General features: G+C 49.1%; 17 protein-coding genes and 1 other RNA gene. 6 read left to right on the top strand and 12 right to left on the bottom strand.

All coding sequences use genetic code 11. The annotated features are described in order from the left end of the window. Positions 1-18: 18 nt before the first annotated feature. The 4 genes from ruvA to lepB all read right to left on the bottom strand — a co-directional run bounded on the left by ruvA (position 19) and on the right by lepB (position 2,775). A complete protein-coding gene (gene ruvA, locus L21SP2_RS08635; RefSeq protein ID WP_024268121.1) occupies positions 19-654 on the bottom strand; it encodes a Holliday junction branch migration protein RuvA in 636 nt (211 codons plus the stop codon). Continuing rightward, positions 651-1,151 (bottom strand): crossover junction endodeoxyribonuclease RuvC, encoded by a 501-nt coding sequence (gene ruvC, locus L21SP2_RS08640; protein ID WP_024268122.1) that lies wholly within the window; start codon positions 1,149-1,151, stop codon positions 651-653. Before ruvC ends, ruvA begins: the two co-directional genes overlap by 4 nt. Continuing rightward, positions 1,144-1,887, bottom strand: coding sequence for a YebC/PmpR family DNA-binding transcriptional regulator (locus L21SP2_RS08645; RefSeq protein WP_024268123.1), 744 nt, complete (start codon positions 1,885-1,887; stop codon positions 1,144-1,146). Before L21SP2_RS08645 ends, ruvC begins: the two co-directional genes overlap by 8 nt. 210 nt (positions 1,888-2,097) lie before the next feature. Next, a complete protein-coding gene (gene lepB, locus L21SP2_RS08650; protein ID WP_041401395.1) occupies positions 2,098-2,775 on the bottom strand; it encodes a signal peptidase I in 678 nt (225 codons plus the stop codon). Between the two features lie 179 nt (positions 2,776-2,954). Between lepB and smpB the strand changes: the two genes are divergently transcribed. The 5 genes from smpB (at position 2,955) to L21SP2_RS18385 (ending at position 6,756) form a co-directional block, all read left to right on the top strand. After that, positions 2,955-3,413: an SsrA-binding protein SmpB gene (gene smpB / locus L21SP2_RS08655; RefSeq protein ID WP_024268127.1), complete on the top strand. Its 459-nt coding sequence runs from the start codon at positions 2,955-2,957 to the stop codon at positions 3,411-3,413. 8 nt (positions 3,414-3,421) lie between these two features. Further along, positions 3,422-4,222, top strand: a complete 801-nt coding sequence (locus L21SP2_RS08660) for an inositol monophosphatase family protein (RefSeq protein WP_024268128.1) — start codon at positions 3,422-3,424, stop codon at positions 4,220-4,222. Positions 4,223-4,354: 132 nt separating this feature from the next. Further along, positions 4,355-4,704, top strand: a transfer-messenger RNA (tmRNA) gene (ssrA, locus tag L21SP2_RS18055). Between the two features lie 110 nt (positions 4,705-4,814). Next, positions 4,815-6,011, top strand: coding sequence for a hypothetical protein (locus tag L21SP2_RS08665; protein WP_041401397.1), 1,197 nt, complete (start codon positions 4,815-4,817; stop codon positions 6,009-6,011). 187 nt (positions 6,012-6,198) lie between these two features. Continuing rightward, positions 6,199-6,756 carry a hypothetical protein gene (locus L21SP2_RS18385; RefSeq protein WP_144082971.1) on the top strand — a complete coding sequence of 186 codons (558 nt, stop codon included), beginning with the start codon at positions 6,199-6,201 and terminating at the stop codon, positions 6,754-6,756. On the opposite strand, the gene L21SP2_RS08670 is transcribed toward L21SP2_RS18385, so the two are convergent. From L21SP2_RS08670 to L21SP2_RS08685, 4 genes are all read right to left on the bottom strand, one after another. Beyond that, complete coding sequence (locus L21SP2_RS08670) at positions 6,692-7,558, bottom strand: DUF6320 domain-containing protein (RefSeq protein WP_024268130.1); 867 nt, start codon at positions 7,556-7,558, stop codon at positions 6,692-6,694. The two genes, L21SP2_RS18385 and L21SP2_RS08670, sit on opposite strands and share 65 nt — an antisense overlap. A 3-nt stretch (positions 7,559-7,561) precedes the next feature. After that, positions 7,562-8,845, bottom strand: a complete 1,284-nt coding sequence (locus L21SP2_RS08675) for a hypothetical protein (protein WP_041401401.1) — start codon at positions 8,843-8,845, stop codon at positions 7,562-7,564. 229 nt (positions 8,846-9,074) lie between these two features. Next, positions 9,075-10,364: an NCS2 family permease gene (locus L21SP2_RS08680; protein WP_041401403.1), complete on the bottom strand. Its 1,290-nt coding sequence runs from the start codon at positions 10,362-10,364 to the stop codon at positions 9,075-9,077. A gap of 66 nt (positions 10,365-10,430) precedes the next feature. Then, complete coding sequence (locus L21SP2_RS08685) at positions 10,431-10,880, bottom strand: acyl-CoA thioesterase (protein WP_024268133.1); 450 nt, start codon at positions 10,878-10,880, stop codon at positions 10,431-10,433. A gap of 121 nt (positions 10,881-11,001) precedes the next feature. Between L21SP2_RS08685 and L21SP2_RS17180 the strand changes: the two genes are divergently transcribed. Further along, a complete protein-coding gene (locus L21SP2_RS17180) occupies positions 11,002-11,394 on the top strand; it encodes a rhodanese-like domain-containing protein (protein WP_169730455.1) in 393 nt (130 codons plus the stop codon). Positions 11,395-11,445: 51 nt separating this feature from the next. Here L21SP2_RS17180 and guaA read toward each other — a convergent pair whose 3' ends face one another. From guaA to ltrA, 4 genes are all read right to left on the bottom strand, one after another. Beyond that, positions 11,446-13,008, bottom strand: a complete 1,563-nt coding sequence (gene guaA, locus L21SP2_RS08695; protein WP_024268135.1) for a glutamine-hydrolyzing GMP synthase — start codon at positions 13,006-13,008, stop codon at positions 11,446-11,448. Then, positions 12,993-14,222 carry an adenylosuccinate synthase gene (gene purA, locus L21SP2_RS08700; protein WP_024268136.1) on the bottom strand — a complete coding sequence of 410 codons (1,230 nt, stop codon included), beginning with the start codon at positions 14,220-14,222 and terminating at the stop codon, positions 12,993-12,995. The genes guaA and purA overlap by 16 nt, the downstream gene beginning before the upstream one ends. 11 nt (positions 14,223-14,233) lie before the next feature. After that, complete coding sequence (gene guaB / locus L21SP2_RS08705; RefSeq protein ID WP_024268137.1) at positions 14,234-15,670, bottom strand: IMP dehydrogenase; 1,437 nt, start codon at positions 15,668-15,670, stop codon at positions 14,234-14,236. Between the two features lie 169 nt (positions 15,671-15,839). Next, positions 15,840-17,129, bottom strand: a complete 1,290-nt coding sequence (gene ltrA, locus L21SP2_RS08710) for a group II intron reverse transcriptase/maturase (RefSeq protein WP_024266491.1) — start codon at positions 17,127-17,129, stop codon at positions 15,840-15,842. Between the last annotated feature and the right edge of the window lie 370 nt (positions 17,130-17,499).

A 17,499-nucleotide genomic window follows, 5' to 3' on the forward strand; every position in this document is an offset into this window, starting at 1 on the left:
CTGACTCCATGTATCCGGTTAGCTGAGCTCAATAATTGCCTGCCGCAGGGCTTCGCCCTGCTCCAATGAAGGATTCTCTTTCAGGATCCTCTGAACTGCTACTCTGGCGGATTTTTTGTCAAACCCCATATCAACAAGAGCCTGACTGAGTTGATCGTCAACAACTGTGTTGACTCCAGGAGTTTCGGTGGGAATGTCCTCCCCGTCGGCTTCTCCTGCAGTCCTGAACTCCAGCATTTGATCCTTCAGGGTAAGAATAATCTTTTTCGCCCCTTTCAATCCGATACCCGGAAGTGAGGTGAGAAAACCTTCATCCTCTCCCGCAATGGCCCGGGAGATTTCCGATGGTGATACTGCTGAAAGGATCTTCATACTCTGGCGGGGACCGACTCCGTTCACCTTATTGAGAAGTAGAAACAGCTGCTTTTCATGAATGCTGGAAAAGCCGAACAGAGTCATTTGATCTTCACGGTGATAAAGATGTGTGTACAGCTGAATTTCCCCGGCGCCGGAATCATCACTGCTGATAAGGGAATGAATATCGTTTCTTGTCCGGGAACTCACTTCAAGTTCCCAGGAAATTCCGTTCCGGTCTTCGATGACCGCCGTGTTCTCCTGGAGTGGCCCCGGCAACCCTCGGATTGCATATATCATGATTGTATTATTCCAGAAAAACCCTGTTCCTGCCAGAGTGCATACGCTGCTGCCAGGGCGTCAGCCGCATGATCGCTTGAGGGGGCTTCCTTCATACCTAAAAGCAGTTGAACCATATGCTGCACCTGGGATTTTTCCGCTCTGCCCACCCCGCTGATTCGCTGCTTGATTTGAGGGGGCGATAAAGAAACTGCAGTTATTCCTGACATCTCACAGGCCAGAAGAATTACCCCTCTTGCATGAGCAACCGGAATGGCAGAGCCTACATTTTTGGCGAAAAAAATACTCTCTATTCCTGCAGCCGACGGAGCGTAATGTTCCAAAACAGCCATGCATTTTTCATAAATTTGCAGCAGTCTGTTCTGCTCCGGCGATGCGGAGTCTGTACGAATCTCACCATGTTCGAGCTGCCTGACACGGGAACCCTGAACTGAAATCACTCCATAGCCCGTGGAAGCAAGGCCGGGATCAAATCCAGCCAGAATTGTTTCAGGCATCCGGATCAAATCCCTCGGGAATCTCCAGGTTTGAGCTTACATTTTGAACATCATCGTTATCATCCAGGGTATCCAGAAGTTTCAGTACTTTCCTGGTTCCATCCTCATCAAGACTGATGTTGGCGTCTGCAATCATGGTCAGTTCCGACGAATCGGGAGTGAAGCCCTCTTCTTTCAGGCTTTCAAGAATCGTCTCGTAATCTTCAGCTGCGGTGATGATCTCTATGCTTTCTGAATCTGAAGACATATCCTCCGCTCCAAGTTCCAGAGCCTTTTCAAAAATCGTTTCCTCATCATGATTTTCCGGAGAGAACGTAATAACGCCTTTTCGATTAAACATATAGGAAACACATCCGTTCTCACCAAGGTTGCCTCCGGCCTTGCTGAATATGGACCGGACATCCGCAGCGGTTCGGTTTTTATTGTCTGTGAGGGTTTCAACCATCACCGCAACTCCGCCGGGTCCGTAGCCCTCATATACGTTTTCAAAATACTCCGTGCCTCCGAGTTCGCCCAGGCCTTTTTTGATGGCACGCTCGATATTATCTTTGGGCATATTGGCACTCCGGGCTTTCAGCACCGCGGTACGAAGCCTTGGATTTGTATCAATATCGCCGCCGCCCATTTTTGCGGCAACGGAAATCTCTTTTATGAGTTTTGTAAAGAGCTTGCCCCGTTTCGCATCAGCTGCGCCTTTTTTGTGTTTAATTGTGGACCATTTACTATGACCTGACATCCGATAATCTCCTGTGTTTGTTAATTGCAGACTGGGAATGCGGCAGAACCCGGGAGCCTCTGCTGGCAATGGCCTCAGCTGATAAAAGCCTCAGCTGAAAATGGATGGAAATCGGCATCTGCAGTGTCCGAACATCGCATACACCCCTGAATTTATCATAAATTTAAAGCATACGAAAGTTATCAGGGCCCGGTATATCTGTCAAGAATCTTATTCAGCCGCAGATTTTCGGCCAAAAAGATGAATTACTTTTCCGCGGATTGCTGAAATATGAACCGGCCCCCATGACGGAGATCCGAATGCAGTTTTCCGGTTATCCGGAAGCAGAAAGACATGTTCATCCGGTACGGATTGGCTGTTGGTAAAATAATTATTCAGGCTGTCAGGGTGATTAAACGTCTCGTCTGGAAATGTCAGGCTGTATGTACTCTCTTGCACCAGACTTTCTTCAAGATAATCCCCATTGCCGTCTAATTGGACATATGCCCTCGATCCGTTGACATAAACCCTGTCTCCGGGTACTGCGATTACCCGGCGGATAATCCATGGACGCCTATGCTGGAACGGGCTGTCAATTCCCAGCCTCCGAATATGAAAAAAATCTAGCAAATCATATAAAACCGGAATATAGGGATCTTTGCTGAATGGTGATTGCAGAACAACAATATCACCCCGTTCGGGAGAATCGAAATCAGGAAGACGCACATGCGTAAAAGGTAACATCAATCCATAGGGCAGCTTGGAAATTATCAAATTGTTACCGGACTCAATCCCGGGCTGCATACTGCTGCTTGCGGCTTCAGCCGTATCCAGAAAAAAACTGGTGAGCACCTCGTAGAACAGGAACATGGAAAACAGAATGGCCAGAAAGGAAAACACAATCCTCATCAATAAAGACCTGTGCCGGTATCCGGAAATCTTTTTCGTGCGCATAAGCTGAAACACTACACAATCGGCAAAGAATTGACAAGGAAAATACCCCTGCTTACAATGCGCCTTACATCGGTAAACAAATATGAAGTAGTTCCCGGACAAAGAGTGTAAGATACTACAATAGGATTAAATTAATGGCGGAAGGAACCAAACTTCTCAGCAAAAACCGGCGTGCGTTTCACGAGTATCACATATTAGAACGGTACGAATGCGGGATTATGCTGGCAGGTACAGAAGTAAAAAGCATGAAGTCTGGAAAATACAGTTTCGTGGACAGTTATGCCAGGATAAAAAATAATGAACTTTGGCTTGTGGGACTGCACATCACCCCGTATGACCACGGGAACATTCACAATCATGAGCCGGTACGTGACAGGAAGCTTCTGGTAAACAGAGACGAGTTGACCAAACTCGTTAGAAAAACTGATGAAAAAGGGTTAACCCTGGTTCCTCTGAGTTTCTACCTCAAAGGCGGCCTGGTAAAAATGGAGCTTGGCGTGTGCCGGGGTAAAAAACTTCACGATAAGCGGGCAAGCATTAAAGAAAAAGATTTAAAACGGCAGTCCGAACGAGAGATGCGAGGCCGTATTTAGGAGTTGCAGTGAAAAATTTTCCAGAACCCGGGGAACTCATTTCTTACCTGGAAGACGCAAAAGCATTTGCCCGTATCGGAGGCAACATCAGTTCTCATTACTTTGGCAGCCAGATTGATGTACATTGGAAGGCCGATGACAGTCCCGTTACCAAAGCGGACCGGGAAAGCGAACAAGCAATGAAAAAAGCCATTCTTGAAAAATTTCCCGACCACAGCGTTCTTGGAGAAGAATTCGGTGAAAGCGGCACTGCCGATTCACCATGGCAATGGGTTCTTGATCCGATTGACGGCACAAAAAGTTTCATCCACGGTATTCCCCTTTATACCGTTCTCGTTTCACTGACTTATAAAAAGGAACCTGTGATCGGCGTTGTTTACAACCCTCAAAGTAATGAAATGTTGGCGGCGGGAATGGGTATGGGGTGCTGGTATAACGATTCAGCATGCCGGGTCAGCGAAACATCAAGCCTGTCCGAAGCCCGGCTCATGACTACCGATCCCGGCGATCTTATAAGAAGGTCAGGCAACCCCGGGATTGAACTTTTAAAGACTTCGGCCATAAGCAGAACCTGGGCCGATGCCTATGGATATCTGCTCGTTGCCACCGGAAGAGCCGATGTAATGCTGGATCCCATTATGTCACTGTGGGACATAGCCTGTCTTTACCCCATAATCAGTGAAGCAGGTGGTGAAATTACGGATATACGGGGAAAACGGGGTATATCCGACAGTGCGGTTGCCAGCAACGGTATTCTCCATCAGGAAATTATGTCAGTATTAGGCAACAATGAGTATCATCAGCATTAAAATCCCAATACATCATGATACCCACGAGCCTGAAGAGTCGGAGTCGGCATTTACACACTCATCTGCCGGCATATGATGAATACTCTTGAATAAGCCTTTGATAATACGTATATTATCCTTTGCAAAAAACATGGGGGTGTTCCGGATTCGACTGGAGCGGATCCAGGGATACGTTGCAGGTGGAGCGCCATCTCCTGATTGGCAACCTTTATAACTGCTAACGATGCAGATTATGCAATGGCAGCCTAAATAGTGCTGTCACGGACACTCAGGGTGCAGTCCTGAATCCTGAACTGTCTGTTAGAAACCAGGACTTGCTTTCTGTCGGGCTTTGACGGCAGGAGGGACTTTTTCAAAGACCGGATGTGGAAAGGCCTGTCGACCGGCCTGAAGCGTCTTAAAAATCAAATGCGTTGACTAAACCTGTAGACGCGTATTTCTTACCCTTCAGGACGCGGGTTCAACTCCCGCCACCTCCAATAAAAGCTTCCAACCGCAAGGGGGGAAGCTTTTGTATATAATTAGTGCACCAAAGCTTGTAAAAAAACACAGCAAATTCAAGCAGCAGTAATTCTTTTCCGGTGTATGGTTTATGAACACATTACAACCATACATCACCAGACTGCTGACCCAAATCAGCACAAATTCTCTTGAATTTACTCACCACAGCCCGGTCCCCCACTGCTCAAACCCCCATTGCCCCCGGTTTGCAGACCAGAAACCCCATGATCAGTCATGGTTCAGGTTTCATGGATGCTACTTCACCAAAGCCTTCGGCAGGGTTCCGCGTTATCGCTGTCAGGATTGCGGCAAGACCTTTTCCCTCCAGACATTCCGCATGGATTACTACGTGAAAAAGCCGGTGGACTACATCCAGCTGATTCGCCAGCTTGTCTCTTCCAGCGGACAGGGCAACATGACCCGTTTCACCGGTATGCGCTATGAGCAGATCCAGAACAGATACGAGCGCATCTGCCGGGTACTTCTGGCCATCCATTCTGATATGCGCAAGCTGATCAAACCGGAAGATGAGTTCGCCCTGGACGGCTTTGAATCCTTCAGCGTGAGTCAGTTCTTCCCCAACAACATCAATATCCTGGTGGGAAGCGGCTCAGAGTTGATATACGCAATGGGATATTCCCAGCTGAGGCGTAAAGGACGGATGACTGAAAGACAGCGGCAGAAGCGAACTGACTTAGAGCAAACCCTGGGCAAGGCTCCGGGAAATGCCGTTGAGAAATCGGTCCAGTCCATCCTTACCCACTTGTGTAAATACATGAAAGATAAAGACATACCGAATGTTACGCTGAATACCGACTATCACAAGGCGTATGTTCGGGCCCTTTCGAAGGTGCCTGAGGGCAGGTCCCGGATACATCATCGTCAGCATTCATCCACCCTGCCGCGCACCCCGTCAAACCGGCTGTTCCCGGTGAATTATGTGGACCGGCAGTTTCGCAAAGATCAGGCGAACCACGTGCGGGAGTCGGTACAGTTCGCCCGATCTCCTGCCGCAATGATGGTGCGGCTGAGCATATATCAGATGGTTCATAATTATCTAATGCCCCGGAGGGTACGGGATCAGAGAAAAGGAAACTGGAAGACCAGAGGAGAACAGCTTGGCGTTCCGGGATGGAAGCTTCATGAGGTAATCAGAAAACACTGGGATAGGAGAGTGTTTCTGAACAAATGCAGCTTATGGGAACCTGAGAAGATGACCTGGCTGCTTGGATGGCGAAACCGGGGGATTGATTCAGGCCGCAGGCTGCCGTTTCATGTGTGGGTGTGACTGAACTGAAGTGTAAGAGAAGTGGCGGTCAGGGCTGGTTGTAGACGTGAAATCGGGCTGGATTCCGGATCGATTTTTCGGAGCGTATCGGCCGGATTGCGACGAAAGTTTTTTACAAGCTTTGGTGCACTGAAAAACCGTTTAAAGTCTGGTATTTGTTCCGATAATCATTACCAGGAGAGTTCACATGATACCAGCACTCATTGTTATTGCCTTTTTTCTTTCTCTTGGGACGGCATTCTACAGCCTATACAGAAAACTGATTTTGGAAGAATTCATAGGTGAGTGTGATATGCTCAAAGACAGGATCCATATTTTGTACAGAAGATGGGCAAAATCCTTATCGACAGAGGGTTTTTACCGTGAACATCTTCAGCTTCTCGTTTTTGGCGGAGCATGCGGGAATACTGAAGATAATCAGCTCCTGCTTGAGGTTCTGTATCAGCAATTGATGCTTTTAGAGCTGCCCCTTCAAGAGGAAATCCTTGCTGCAAGGGATGAATACGCAAAGATGGTTCGCAGGTATTCTCTGCGTATCTCTGCCTCAGCGGCTATCAGTGTGGTCCGGTACGAAGTCGTTCATCGAATCAGAATGATCTCACACGGCGAGAATGACCAAAATATTATCTCTGATTATCCAGGGGCTCTTATCAGCCGCTTAACAAGAGTTATGAGTGCTTTCACAAGTGCAGACGCTTCTTCAAGGCGTGGCGAACCCTTGGCACTCGGTAGATCAGGTAGATAATCAATGCTGCTGCCAGTGACGACATGAGTACAATGGATGACCAACGGGATACATGAAGTTGAATATCCAGGAAGCGGCTGACAAGAACATCAATTCCCATGTTAAATAACCCGATGTACACCAGAATCAGAGAGCTAAGCCGATATCTGCGGCGCCGAATACTGCTGGCAGTGAAAAACACTGCGGCAAGAAATGCGGTGGTTAGTAGCGAGATGGGCAGTCCCAGCTCAACAAACCATTTACTGTCAGAGTACCCTTCTTGAATAATCAGCAGATACGACGCAAGGATCAGTCCATCAAGGACGGCTGCAAACAGCCCTTTGCCTCCCCTGAGAATAGTGGGCACTACCAGTATTGCAGTCACAGTCAGAATTGAAGAGGAAGCGAGTATTCCCCAGCCGGAGTATCCTGTAATTATATCAAGTAAAAATAGATATGAAGCGGTTGTAACCATATCGGCTGTCAGTGCTGCACCGATGGATTTTCGAAGAAAAAGAAGCGGAAAGGCCAGGATCAACCATGCGAATGATAGAGATAGAAGCACAATTCCTGCCCAGTCTGCACTGCTGTCCGGGGCAACATCCACGGTTATGCTGATAATTCCCGCAAGAATAAACAGAATCGTAAACAGGCCCATAATATTGGATGCTGGTTTGGGTGGCTGTGGTGCCTGTTTGGTCACAGGATATAAATCCTGCTCTGTATCAATCTGATAGTTCTTCTTCATTACCGGCGTATGGCAAAGGGGGCATTCCGGTTCAGAAGCCGCCAGTTCAACTCCGCATTCCACGCAATATGGCATCAGCTACCTCCAATTACTCTGTATCTTTACCGGTACGGATTGCTGAATAAGCTCCCGGAAAAAGCGTCGCTCAATTTTCGGATCTTCAGTACTTCGTACAAAATTGATATATATATTGCCGTTATACCCCAGCATGGATAAACTTGATCCGATTTTTCTGTTGGGGCCCAGTTGGAAATCCAGCCGTTCAACATGCTCCTGAAGTTCCGGCGGAAGTGTCACATTGCCCAGGTTGGAGAGCATACCCGAAAACAATCGCTCGCCTACACTGTGGGAAACAAGGCGTATCACTAAATTTTTTATAAATAGCGGCATGCCTCGTATTACCGGATTTGTCATTGCCGCCACATTGGGGCTGAACTCACGCTGGAGAATGCGGGGGCGATTGTTAAGAGTGAGCTGGTGGTGAATACTGTGAAGCAGCTCGGAAAATTGATATCGTTCTTCCTTCCATCGATAGATGCTGGGGGTAAGAAAATGAGAGAAATTTCTCCTGGTCTTTGAAGGAAAATGATTTCGCAGATTTACGGGAATGCACAGTCTGATAGGAGCCTTGCGCTTAGAAACGGGTCCTTTTTCCTGAATATCCTGCAGAACTTTTAGATATACCGCAGTAAGAAACACGGTGATGCTTGTTTGGTGCCTGGATGCAGCCTCTTTGAGCCTGGTGTAAGGGATAACTCCATGGATGTGATGTATTGTACCGGATTCTGCTGCGTCTCCACGGTATTGAAAGGCCGGGGGATCCCCGCCGCTTCGTGGCATTCCAGGCTTATGGTATCGGACAAATGCATCTTCGATTTCTTCAGAAGACGGAGTCTCCGTGACGTCCAGGACAGTTTCATCCCTGGGGATACTATATCCACGTTCACTCAGGTACTCAGCGGCGAGAGTCAGGAGAAAAGACATGCCTCCTGTTCCATCGGTAAGGCTGTGAAAAAACTCCACGGCTATGCGATTCTTAAAATACCGGACTCTCAGAAGGTGACCTTTGCTGCGACGATAATCCAGCCGCATACATGGATTGCGCACGTCTTTCTCAACCAGCAGGGGATTACGGTTTTCATCCAGAACATTCCAGAACATTCCTCGCACCAGGCGAACTCGAAATGTTGGAAATCTCGTGAGCACACGATTCACAGCTTTCTGAAGCGGTTCCTTGCGAATTTCTTCTTTCAGGGTAACCGCAAGCCTGAATACAGCGGTTCTGTTGTCGCTTTCGATGGTGGGGAAAAGATGAGCCGCATTATCAAGGGGAAACCATCTTTTTTGTATATGATCTGCCATGTGTCCGAAGCATAGCATAGATGGTAGGTAATTGCATTACGAAATTTACACCGGGAATCGTGGTTTCTGCACGATTCCCGGTTTTTCTGTATTAGTGCACGGAAGCTTGTGAAACACTGCCTTTTCTAACAAAAAACAACATATTTAGTGCCTGAAAAATACCCGACACCATCAGTATGGTTGAATTTTTGGAAATAGATTTTTTCCACAAGCTTTGGGGCACTGTACATCAGATAAAAAATTTGATGAGCATCACCGCAGCTACAATATACGTAGCCACCGATACCTCCCTGAACTTACCAGTAAGGGTTTTCAGAATCACATAGGAGATTATTCCGAACACAATTCCTTCAGCAATGCTGTACGCCAGCGGCATCATAATGATAGTAAGGAATGCGGGAAGTGATTCGGTGATATCCTGGAAATCGATATCCTTCACCGGACTCATCATAAATACACCTACCAGAATAAGCGCAGGTGCGGTGGCGGCTCCCGGAACCATCAGAAAGAGGGGGCTGAAGAACAGCGCCAGAGCGAAGAGCCCTGCAGTTACCAGTGCGGTGAGACCGGTACGCCCGCCTTCTTCGATTCCTGATGCACTTTCAACATAGGTGGTCACGGTGGAAGTACCGAAGATTGCACCTACTGTTGTACCGATGGCATCGGCAAAAAGAGCCTGTTTGGCCCGGGGAATTTTTCCGTCTTTTTCCAGGATTTGCGCCTTGGTTGAAACTCCGATCAGGGTGCCCACGGTGTCGAACATATCAACAAAAAGAAAAGTGAACAGTACCAGCAGCATTTCAAGACTGAGAATCTCGGTCCATTCAAACTGGAACAGAATCGGTTCAAGACTGGGCGGTCTGCGAAAGAGAGTGAATCCTTCCAGGTTTGTTACACCAAGGGGAATACCCACGACGGTTGATGCGATAATCCCCCAAAGCAGCGCACCTTTCACTTTAAATGCAAGCAGAACTGAAGATATTATCAGACCGAGCACCGCAAGGAGAACGGCAGCAGAGGAAAAGTCACCCAACTCCACCAGTACGGCAGAGTTATCGGAGATAATACCCGCGTTCTGCATTCCGATGAAGGCAATAAACAGTCCGATACCCACGGATATCGCCTTTTTAATATTGGAGGGGATCAGACTGATAATTGCTTCCCGTATGTTAAATGCGGTAAGTATCAGAAAGATAATCCCTTCCAAAAACACTGCTGTCAGTGCGAACTGCCAGCTTTTTCCCATTCCCAGAACCACGGTGAATGCAAAAAATGCATTCAATCCCATTCCGGGAGCCAGAGCGAAAGGCAGTTTTGCCCACAAGGCCATCACCAGTGTGGCCACCACTGCAGCCAGGGCTGTAGCAGTGAACAACGCAGGTGCAGGCATTCCGGTAGCGGACAGCGTAGCCGGATTCACGGCGAGAATGTACGCCATGGTGAGAAAAGTGGTAATACCCGCCAGCACTTCAGTACGTACTGTAGTATTGTTTTTCTCAAGCTGAAAAAATTTGTTCATTTTCAACTCCATTAATGTATTTTTTCCCCTTCTTTGCGCTATGGGGATTTGAATACGATGTTGATGTTATGCTCCCTGAATTTCTCCGGGTTCATAGGTTTGGATTATCTGCCTCCACTCTTCCGGAAGGCGGGTGCTTTTCCCGGTTTCTTCGTTGACACTGACCTGTACGGTTTTGGCCCGGGCTGCCAGTTCGGAATTTTCGCCGTTGATTTTCAGAATGAGATATTCCATTTCAAAACTCCGGCCACCAAGTCTGCTCACCCGGGTCCTGATTTCAACTTTTTCGTTGAGAAGGATGGGTAGTTTATACTGAATTTCCACCCCGGCTACAACCAGGCCGAGATGCCGGATATCGCCGTCCCAGCCCAGAACATCTCTGGCATATGCGAGTCTGGCTTCCTCCAGATAGTTCAAATATTTGGCATTGTTTACATGAGCCAGTGCATCCAGATCAATAAACCGCACTTCCATGATCCGGGAATGTCTGTAGTTTTCAATCTCTTCAACATTCATTTTGGACTCTCCTTGTGTGATTTTCCGTTTCATGCCCCGGTTGCCGGGGGTTCAGAAGCTGCCGAAAAAAGTCTGGAAAAACAGCTTGACTCCCCTCCAGCATTTCCTGAGATTATTTCTCATGAAACTCAAATATATTTTGACGCTATCCATTCTGTTGTTTTCCGGAGCGGTGCTTGCAGCACAGGGTACCCAGTCGGAAACGGAACTTGACCATTGGGAGGACCTTCGCAATCTTCTACAGGAAGATGAAGATATCCTCCTGTTGGATGTTCGCAGCCTTCCGGAATATGAGCAGGGACACATTCCCGGTGCAACGCTTCTTCCACATGTAAATATCCCGGGAAACCCGCCCCAAGTGCCCAAGGATACCCGGATTATTGTGTACTGCCGCAGCGGTAACCGGTCGGCTCAAGCGCTGCGGATGCTTACTGAGCAGGGATTCAGCAATGTAAGCGATTTCGGCGGTATTTACCGCTGGGAGGGCGAATTGAATCGAGGTTCTGCGCCCTGAACATCTCTTCGTTACCACCACTGGATTTATCAGCCCTGCATCTTCCGGGAATCACTCCCACTCTATGGTTGCCGGCGGTTTGCTGCTGATGTCGTATGCAACCCGTCCGATATGGCGGACCTGATTTGTGATCCTGGATGATATTTCCAGCAGATCATTCATCTCGAAGGGGTAGACGTCAGCTGTCATCCCATCTCTGGATATGATGGCCCGTAAAGAACAGACATAGCCGTATTCCCGGGCATCACCGGTGACTCCCACAGAGCGTACCGGCAGAAGCACAACAAAAGCCTGCCAGATGTTGTGGTACAGCCCCCTGGCCTTCAGCTCGCTGATAAATATATGGTCCGCTTCACGAAGAATCTGAAGTTTCTCCCGGGTTATTTCCCCGATAATCCGTACCGCAAGGCCGGGACCGGGAAAGGGGTGGCGGTTTACCACATCCGGGTCAATTCCCAGTTCGATACCCAGAGCCCGCACCTCATCCTTATACAGTTTGGATAGAGGTTCAATGATCAATCCCTGTTCCCGTTTGCGCTCAACCAGGGGGCTTCGGACATTATGATGACTTTTGATCACCTTGGCTTTGTTGCCCACACCCTTACCGGACTCGATCATATCGGTATAAAGAGTGCCCTGGGCAAGAATCGAGTTTTCCACACCCAGTCTGGCAATTTCCCGTTCCTGAACCCGTATGAAGGCATCACCGATAATCTCGCGCTTTTTCTCCGGATCGGAGACTCCTTCGAGGGGATCAAGAAAGTCTTTTTCCGCATGGATAATATGGAGGTGGGTGGCACCAAGAGCTTTCAGTGTCTTTTCAACCTTGACGGATTCATTTTTTCTCATTAACCCGGTGTCGATATACATGAGATGGACCTGATCATGGGGCAGACTTTTTAGAAGCATACCTCCTACAACGGTTGAATCAACTCCCCCGGATATCAGCAGAAGCACAGGCTTGGACCCGGCCTGTTTCCGGATATCCTCAGCAGCTTCCTCCATATACATGTGCATGTTCCATTCTTTGCCGGCCCCGCATATTTCACATGCGAAATTGGAGAGTATTTCACTGCCGTATTCGCAATGGCTCACTTCCGGATGGAACTGCAGTCCATAGACTGGTAATTCCTCATGGGATACCGCCGCAGGATGATGATGTTCACTTTCAGCGATTATCCGGAAGCCCGGTGCGGGAGTATCAATGCTGTCGCCATGACTCATCCAGCTGATGAAACCCTCGGGTATATCTTTAAACAGCGGGCTTTGATGGCGGAATTTGATGCGGTTTCTGCCGAATTCACGGGTATGTTTCTGCTCAACCCGCCCACCCAGATCGTGGGTGAATCTCTGGAGTCCGTAACAGATTCCGAGGATGGGCCGTCCGTCCTCCAGAAAACGCGGATCCAGAGCGGGTGCATTGTGATCATACACAGATTCGGGGCTCCCGGAAAAAATAAATCCTTTCACGTCATCCATATGGATGACATCCGGAATCCGGTCATATCCGGTATCTCCGGGTATGATCTCACTGTACACTCCCAGTTCCCGGATTCTTCTGGCAATGAGCTGGGCGGTCTGTCCGCCGAAATCTAGTATTAGTATTGTGTCCATAGTTCCTGTCTGATGATTGTCTGGCTGCGTTCCGGTCCCACCGATACCACGGTAACAGGGGTTTCGGTGAAATCTTCAATGTAGCTGATATACTCTTTCACTTCTTCAGGTAGCTGCTCATAGCTGTCGATCCCGGTTACATCTTTTTTCCAGCCGGCAAATTTTTTAAGAACTGGTGTTGCTTTTTGAAGATCCTTCACGGATACAGGAAAATCACGGTACTGCTTACCGTCAATCTCATAGCCCACGCATACCTGTATCTCATCGAAGCTGTCATACACGTCGATTTTTGTGAGGATCAGACCGTCTAGTCCGTTGGAGATACAAGCATATCTCAGGGCAACCAGGTCAAGATAGCCGCAGCGACGGGGGCGGCCGGTGGTTGCACCGTATTCTCTGCCGATGTCACGAATACGGTGTTCCAGTTCGCCGTCCCGATCGCTGGTAAATTCGCTCGGGAAGGGCCCGTTCCCGACCCTGGTGGAATAGGCCTTGAATACTCCGAGAATACCGTCAATCTGCCTGGGACCGATCCCGGCACCCAGACTTGCTCCAGCTGCCGCCGAATACCCCGAGCTTACAAACGGATAGGTTCCAAGATCCAGATCCAGGAGTACACCCTGGGCTCCTTCCAGGAGCATTCGCTCCGGTGAACTGCCGTGTATAAATGAAGTAATATCAACCATCATTTCCTTGAGCCGTTCACGGTATTCCTCAAGGAAGCTTCGATCTGAATCGTCCAGTAAACTTAATCGGTTATCATCATCCAGGTCGGCCATTCTGATGCCGTCCCGGCTTGATTTCAGACTGTAGGCAATGCCGATACCCCGGCCGGTGGTTCCGATGGGTTTTTTCCGCTGGCTGTCCTGCCGTTTATCCAGTTCTTTATATCCCGGGAGAACTATATGGGCCCGGCTTGATATCAGCACCCTGCCCTTCCAGTCAACGCCTTCTTTTTCAAGGTCGGCGAGTTCCTGAAAGAGGCTTTGGGGATCGATAACCATACCGCTTCCAAGCACTACGGTTTTTCCGGGATACAGAATCCCTGAGGGAACAAGGTGGAGTTTGTACGTACGTTCGCCATGCACGATGGTGTGGCCGGCATTTGCTCCGCCGCTGAACCGGACAATCACATCAGCCTCAGAGGCCAGATAGTCCACCATCTTTCCCTTACCTTCATCTCCCCATTGGGCACCGATAACAACAAGATTCATACGAGATATCCTTAACGTGAGTAGTTGGGGGGTTCCTGAGTAATGGTCACATCATGTGCATGACTCTCTTTCAAACCCGCAGCGGTTATCTTAATGAATTTTTTGTATTGCCGCAATTCGTTAAGATCGGCGCATCCCGTGTAGCCCATCCCCTTTTTCAGTCCGGTTACCAGCTGATGGAGATATGGCCGCAATTCGCCTTTGTAGGGCACTCTTCCTTCCACACCTTCGGGAACCGGTTCGTCGTCCGGATTCATCTGATACCGGTCACCCGATCCGCTTCTGATGGCACCGATACTTCCCATTCCCCGGTAGGTTTTAAAGATTCTTCCCTCATATATTATTTCTCTCCCGGGAGCCTCTTTCAGACCCGCAAAGAGGCTTCCGATCATTACGGCACTTGCTCCCGCTGCTATGGCTTTGGCGATATCACCGGAATATTTGATACCGCCATCGGCAATTACCGGAATGTTGTGTTTTGCAGCCTCTTCTGCTGCCCAGAGAACTGCAGAAAACTGAGGTACTCCGATGCCTGCCACAACCCGGGTGGTGCAGATCGATCCCGGCCCTACGCCCACTTTTATGGCATCTGCTCCCGCTTCAATTAGCCGTTTTGCACCGTCCGCCGTTGCGATATTTCCCCCGATTACCGGGATATCCCAGTGTTTTTTAATATAGGCCACCGATTCAATAACCTTGCTGCTGGATCCATGGGCTGAATCGATTACAATAAAATCAGCCTTGGCCGCAGTGAGTAGTGACAGTCTGGCGTCAATATCATTGGGACCCACAGCAGCCCCCACCAGAAGCCTGCCATGTGAATCCACCGCAGCATTGGGAAAATTGCGGTGTTTTTCCATATCCTTTACGGTAATAAGGCCGGTAAGCTTACCTATATTATCCACAACTGGCAGTTTTTCTATGCGATGCTCATCAAATTTCGCCTGAGCACTTTCAATGTCCGGTGTGCCGGTTTCCACCACAGGATCTGGAGTCATGGTATCTTCCACGGTACTGTTCAAGTCGCTGTTGAAACGCATATCACGGGAGGTGACGATACCTACAAGATGATTATCGTCGTCCACAACCGGCAGACCGCTGATCCCCTCTTCCTCCATAATACGCTTCACTTCATGCAGGCTGGTATTGGTTCGGACAGTCACCGGATTCTCAATCACCCAATTCAGATGCCGCTTCACCTTGGCTACCTGTTCCGCCTGTGCTTCGGGGGTAAGATTCCGGTGAATCACCCCGGCTCCTCCGTCCAGGGCCAGAGCGATTGCAAGTCTGGCTTCGGTCACTGTATCCATTGCGGCGGAAATCACCGGTACATTCAGCTTTACGTCGGGAAAGAGTTCCAGTCCAACATCTGTATCTCCCGGAAGCACCTGAGAGTAGCCGGGCTTCAGCAGCACATCATCATAACTGTAGGAATCTGTAAGTTCCATTCTTTAACCTCCTGGGTTGGTGTTTCATTGTCTTGGGGGTACACGGCATACCGGAAACTTTTTCCGGGTACGCCAATATCGAGTAGGGCAATAAAGGAGGAATGACCTCCTTTATTGTCCCTCTCACAGAACCGTACGTACGGACCTCGTATACGGCTCCTGTCTTCAGTTATCCAGCAAGCTGCCGGACAGAAATTGCGACCTGTACCTTGTCGAGAGAAAACAGATTCATCTCTTCAAAGTGCTTGTTTTGCAGCGCCATGGCTGCAAGCGGACTTTTAGCCGATCTCCACGAACTCATCTTGATGTGTTTGAACTCGCCTTGAAATCCCAGCTGCCGCAATCGGCGGTGCAGCCGGGAAGAGCGTTTCCAAAGTCGCAACTGAATAGCCCGCAATCGCCTGCGTACCCAGCTCATCAGCTCCCTGAATACCTTCGTACAATTTGCTATCCTGAAATAGTTAGCAAACCCGCGTAGTACTGGATTGAGTTCGTAAATTGTCGATCCCAGCGGTCTCCCGCTGTTGCGTCGGGTCAGTTTCCTGACCTTGTCCTTGAAGGCTTTCACCTTCTTTTCCTGAATCCGGGTGTGGTGACGAGAGATTACTACTCCAAGGTAGCGCACCCCCTCATACAGGTTTGTAATGTGAGTTTTCTCACGATTCACAGCCAGTCCCATTTCTTCTTCCAGAAAATGCGTTGCAGCTGCAAGCCGACGTTCCGCACCTTTTTGTGATGAAGCAAAGATGAGGATATCGTCGGCATAGCGAACTATGCGATACCCTCGTGCCATGCTCCACTGGTCAAAGAAGTCGAGGTAGATGTTCGCGAGAAGCGGACTAATCACCCCGCCCTGGGGACTCCCTTCTTCAGTGTTCTCTTCACCAGCATCCGTCATCACACCACTTTCAAGAAAGAGGCGTATGAGATTCAAGATGCTTCCATCGGCAACTCGTTTTCGTACTTGAGTCAGTAAAAAGTCATGCTTCAGTGTGTCAAAACACTTCGACAAGTCCATATCCACTACCCATTCCAATTCATACCTGCGCATGAACGTAGATGCCTTATCAATTGCCTGATGTGCGCTTCTGCCCGGTCGGTATCCGTAACTGGACGGATGAAAGTCCGGGTCAAATATTGGGTTTAGAATGTCCAGTAAGGCTTGCTGGACTACCCGGTCGCGAACCGAAGGTATCCCGAGTTTCCTTACTCCTCCCCCGTCTTTGGGTATTTCCACCCTCAAGACTGGAAGCGGTCGGTAGCTCTTGTCCTTCAATTCCTTCACAAGTACATCGAGTTGCTCCGCCAGACGGTCGGCAAAGGCTTTGACGCTCACTCCGTCTACTCCGGGGGCTCCGTTCGCTGCCTTCACCTTCCTGAAAGCGGCCTCCAGCCGTGGTCTCTCGAGCATCCTGCCGTAGAGGCTGTACCAGATTTTACGATTTCCTTGTGTCTGCATCTTCTTTCGTTTGAAACCTCGGCGGTGAAACTCCTGCTCATTCTCTCCTCTGCAGCTGTCTCTTAGCCATTTTCCGGCAATATTCAGCTGGTCAAAAAGATACTCAGGTCAACGGTATTCTGGCTCAGCTTCCTGGTTCCCCAGTCGGCCGTGGCCACATACTCTGCTCACTTTCCAGCAACTTTCTGTTTAGGCTTCACGCTCCTTCGGTTGCATAGGCGAGCAGGCAGCGTAGCTGCCGACCAGCCTTTTCATCGAAACAAGATTTACTAAAAACTTCGTCCCTTCGCATCCGCATCCGGCTTTTGGCCTGAATGCAGTCCTCGTCACCGGGGACGAGGTCATTCCGGTTTTCTCCTCCACACTATTA

Origin of the sequence: Salinispira pacifica (assembly GCF_000507245.1) — a bacterium.
In the GTDB taxonomy this organism is placed as follows: Bacteria; Spirochaetota; Spirochaetia; order DSM-27196; family Salinispiraceae; genus Salinispira; species Salinispira pacifica.

Bases quoted from the DNA above. Each gene is read 5' to 3' on its own strand.
- ruvA (WP_024268121.1), bottom strand. From the start codon at position 654: ATGATATATGCAATCCGAGGGTTGCCGGGGCCACTCCAGGAGAACACG.
- ruvC (WP_024268122.1), bottom strand. From the start codon at position 1,151: ATGCCTGAAACAATTCTGGCTGGATTTGATCCCGGCCTTGCTTCCACG.
- L21SP2_RS08645 (WP_024268123.1), bottom strand. From the start codon at position 1,887: ATGTCAGGTCATAGTAAATGGTCCACAATTAAACACAAAAAAGGCGCA.
- lepB (WP_041401395.1), bottom strand. From the start codon at position 2,775: ATGAGGATTGTGTTTTCCTTTCTGGCCATTCTGTTTTCCATGTTCCTG.
- smpB (WP_024268127.1), top strand. From the start codon at position 2,955: ATGGCGGAAGGAACCAAACTTCTCAGCAAAAACCGGCGTGCGTTTCAC.
- L21SP2_RS08665 (WP_041401397.1), top strand. From the start codon at position 4,815: ATGAACACATTACAACCATACATCACCAGACTGCTGACCCAAATCAGC.
- L21SP2_RS18385 (WP_144082971.1), top strand. From the start codon at position 6,199: ATGATACCAGCACTCATTGTTATTGCCTTTTTTCTTTCTCTTGGGACG.
- L21SP2_RS08670 (WP_024268130.1), bottom strand. From the start codon at position 7,558: ATGCCATATTGCGTGGAATGCGGAGTTGAACTGGCGGCTTCTGAACCG.
- L21SP2_RS08675 (WP_041401401.1), bottom strand. From the start codon at position 8,845: ATGGCAGATCATATACAAAAAAGATGGTTTCCCCTTGATAATGCGGCT.
- L21SP2_RS08680 (WP_041401403.1), bottom strand. From the start codon at position 10,364: ATGAACAAATTTTTTCAGCTTGAGAAAAACAATACTACAGTACGTACT.
- L21SP2_RS08685 (WP_024268133.1), bottom strand. From the start codon at position 10,880: ATGAATGTTGAAGAGATTGAAAACTACAGACATTCCCGGATCATGGAA.
- L21SP2_RS17180 (WP_169730455.1), top strand. From the start codon at position 11,002: ATGAAACTCAAATATATTTTGACGCTATCCATTCTGTTGTTTTCCGGA.
- guaA (WP_024268135.1), bottom strand. From the start codon at position 13,008: ATGGACACAATACTAATACTAGATTTCGGCGGACAGACCGCCCAGCTC.
- purA (WP_024268136.1), bottom strand. From the start codon at position 14,222: ATGAATCTTGTTGTTATCGGTGCCCAATGGGGAGATGAAGGTAAGGGA.
- guaB (WP_024268137.1), bottom strand. From the start codon at position 15,670: ATGGAACTTACAGATTCCTACAGTTATGATGATGTGCTGCTGAAGCCC.
- ltrA (WP_024266491.1), bottom strand. From the start codon at position 17,129: ATGCAGACACAAGGAAATCGTAAAATCTGGTACAGCCTCTACGGCAGG.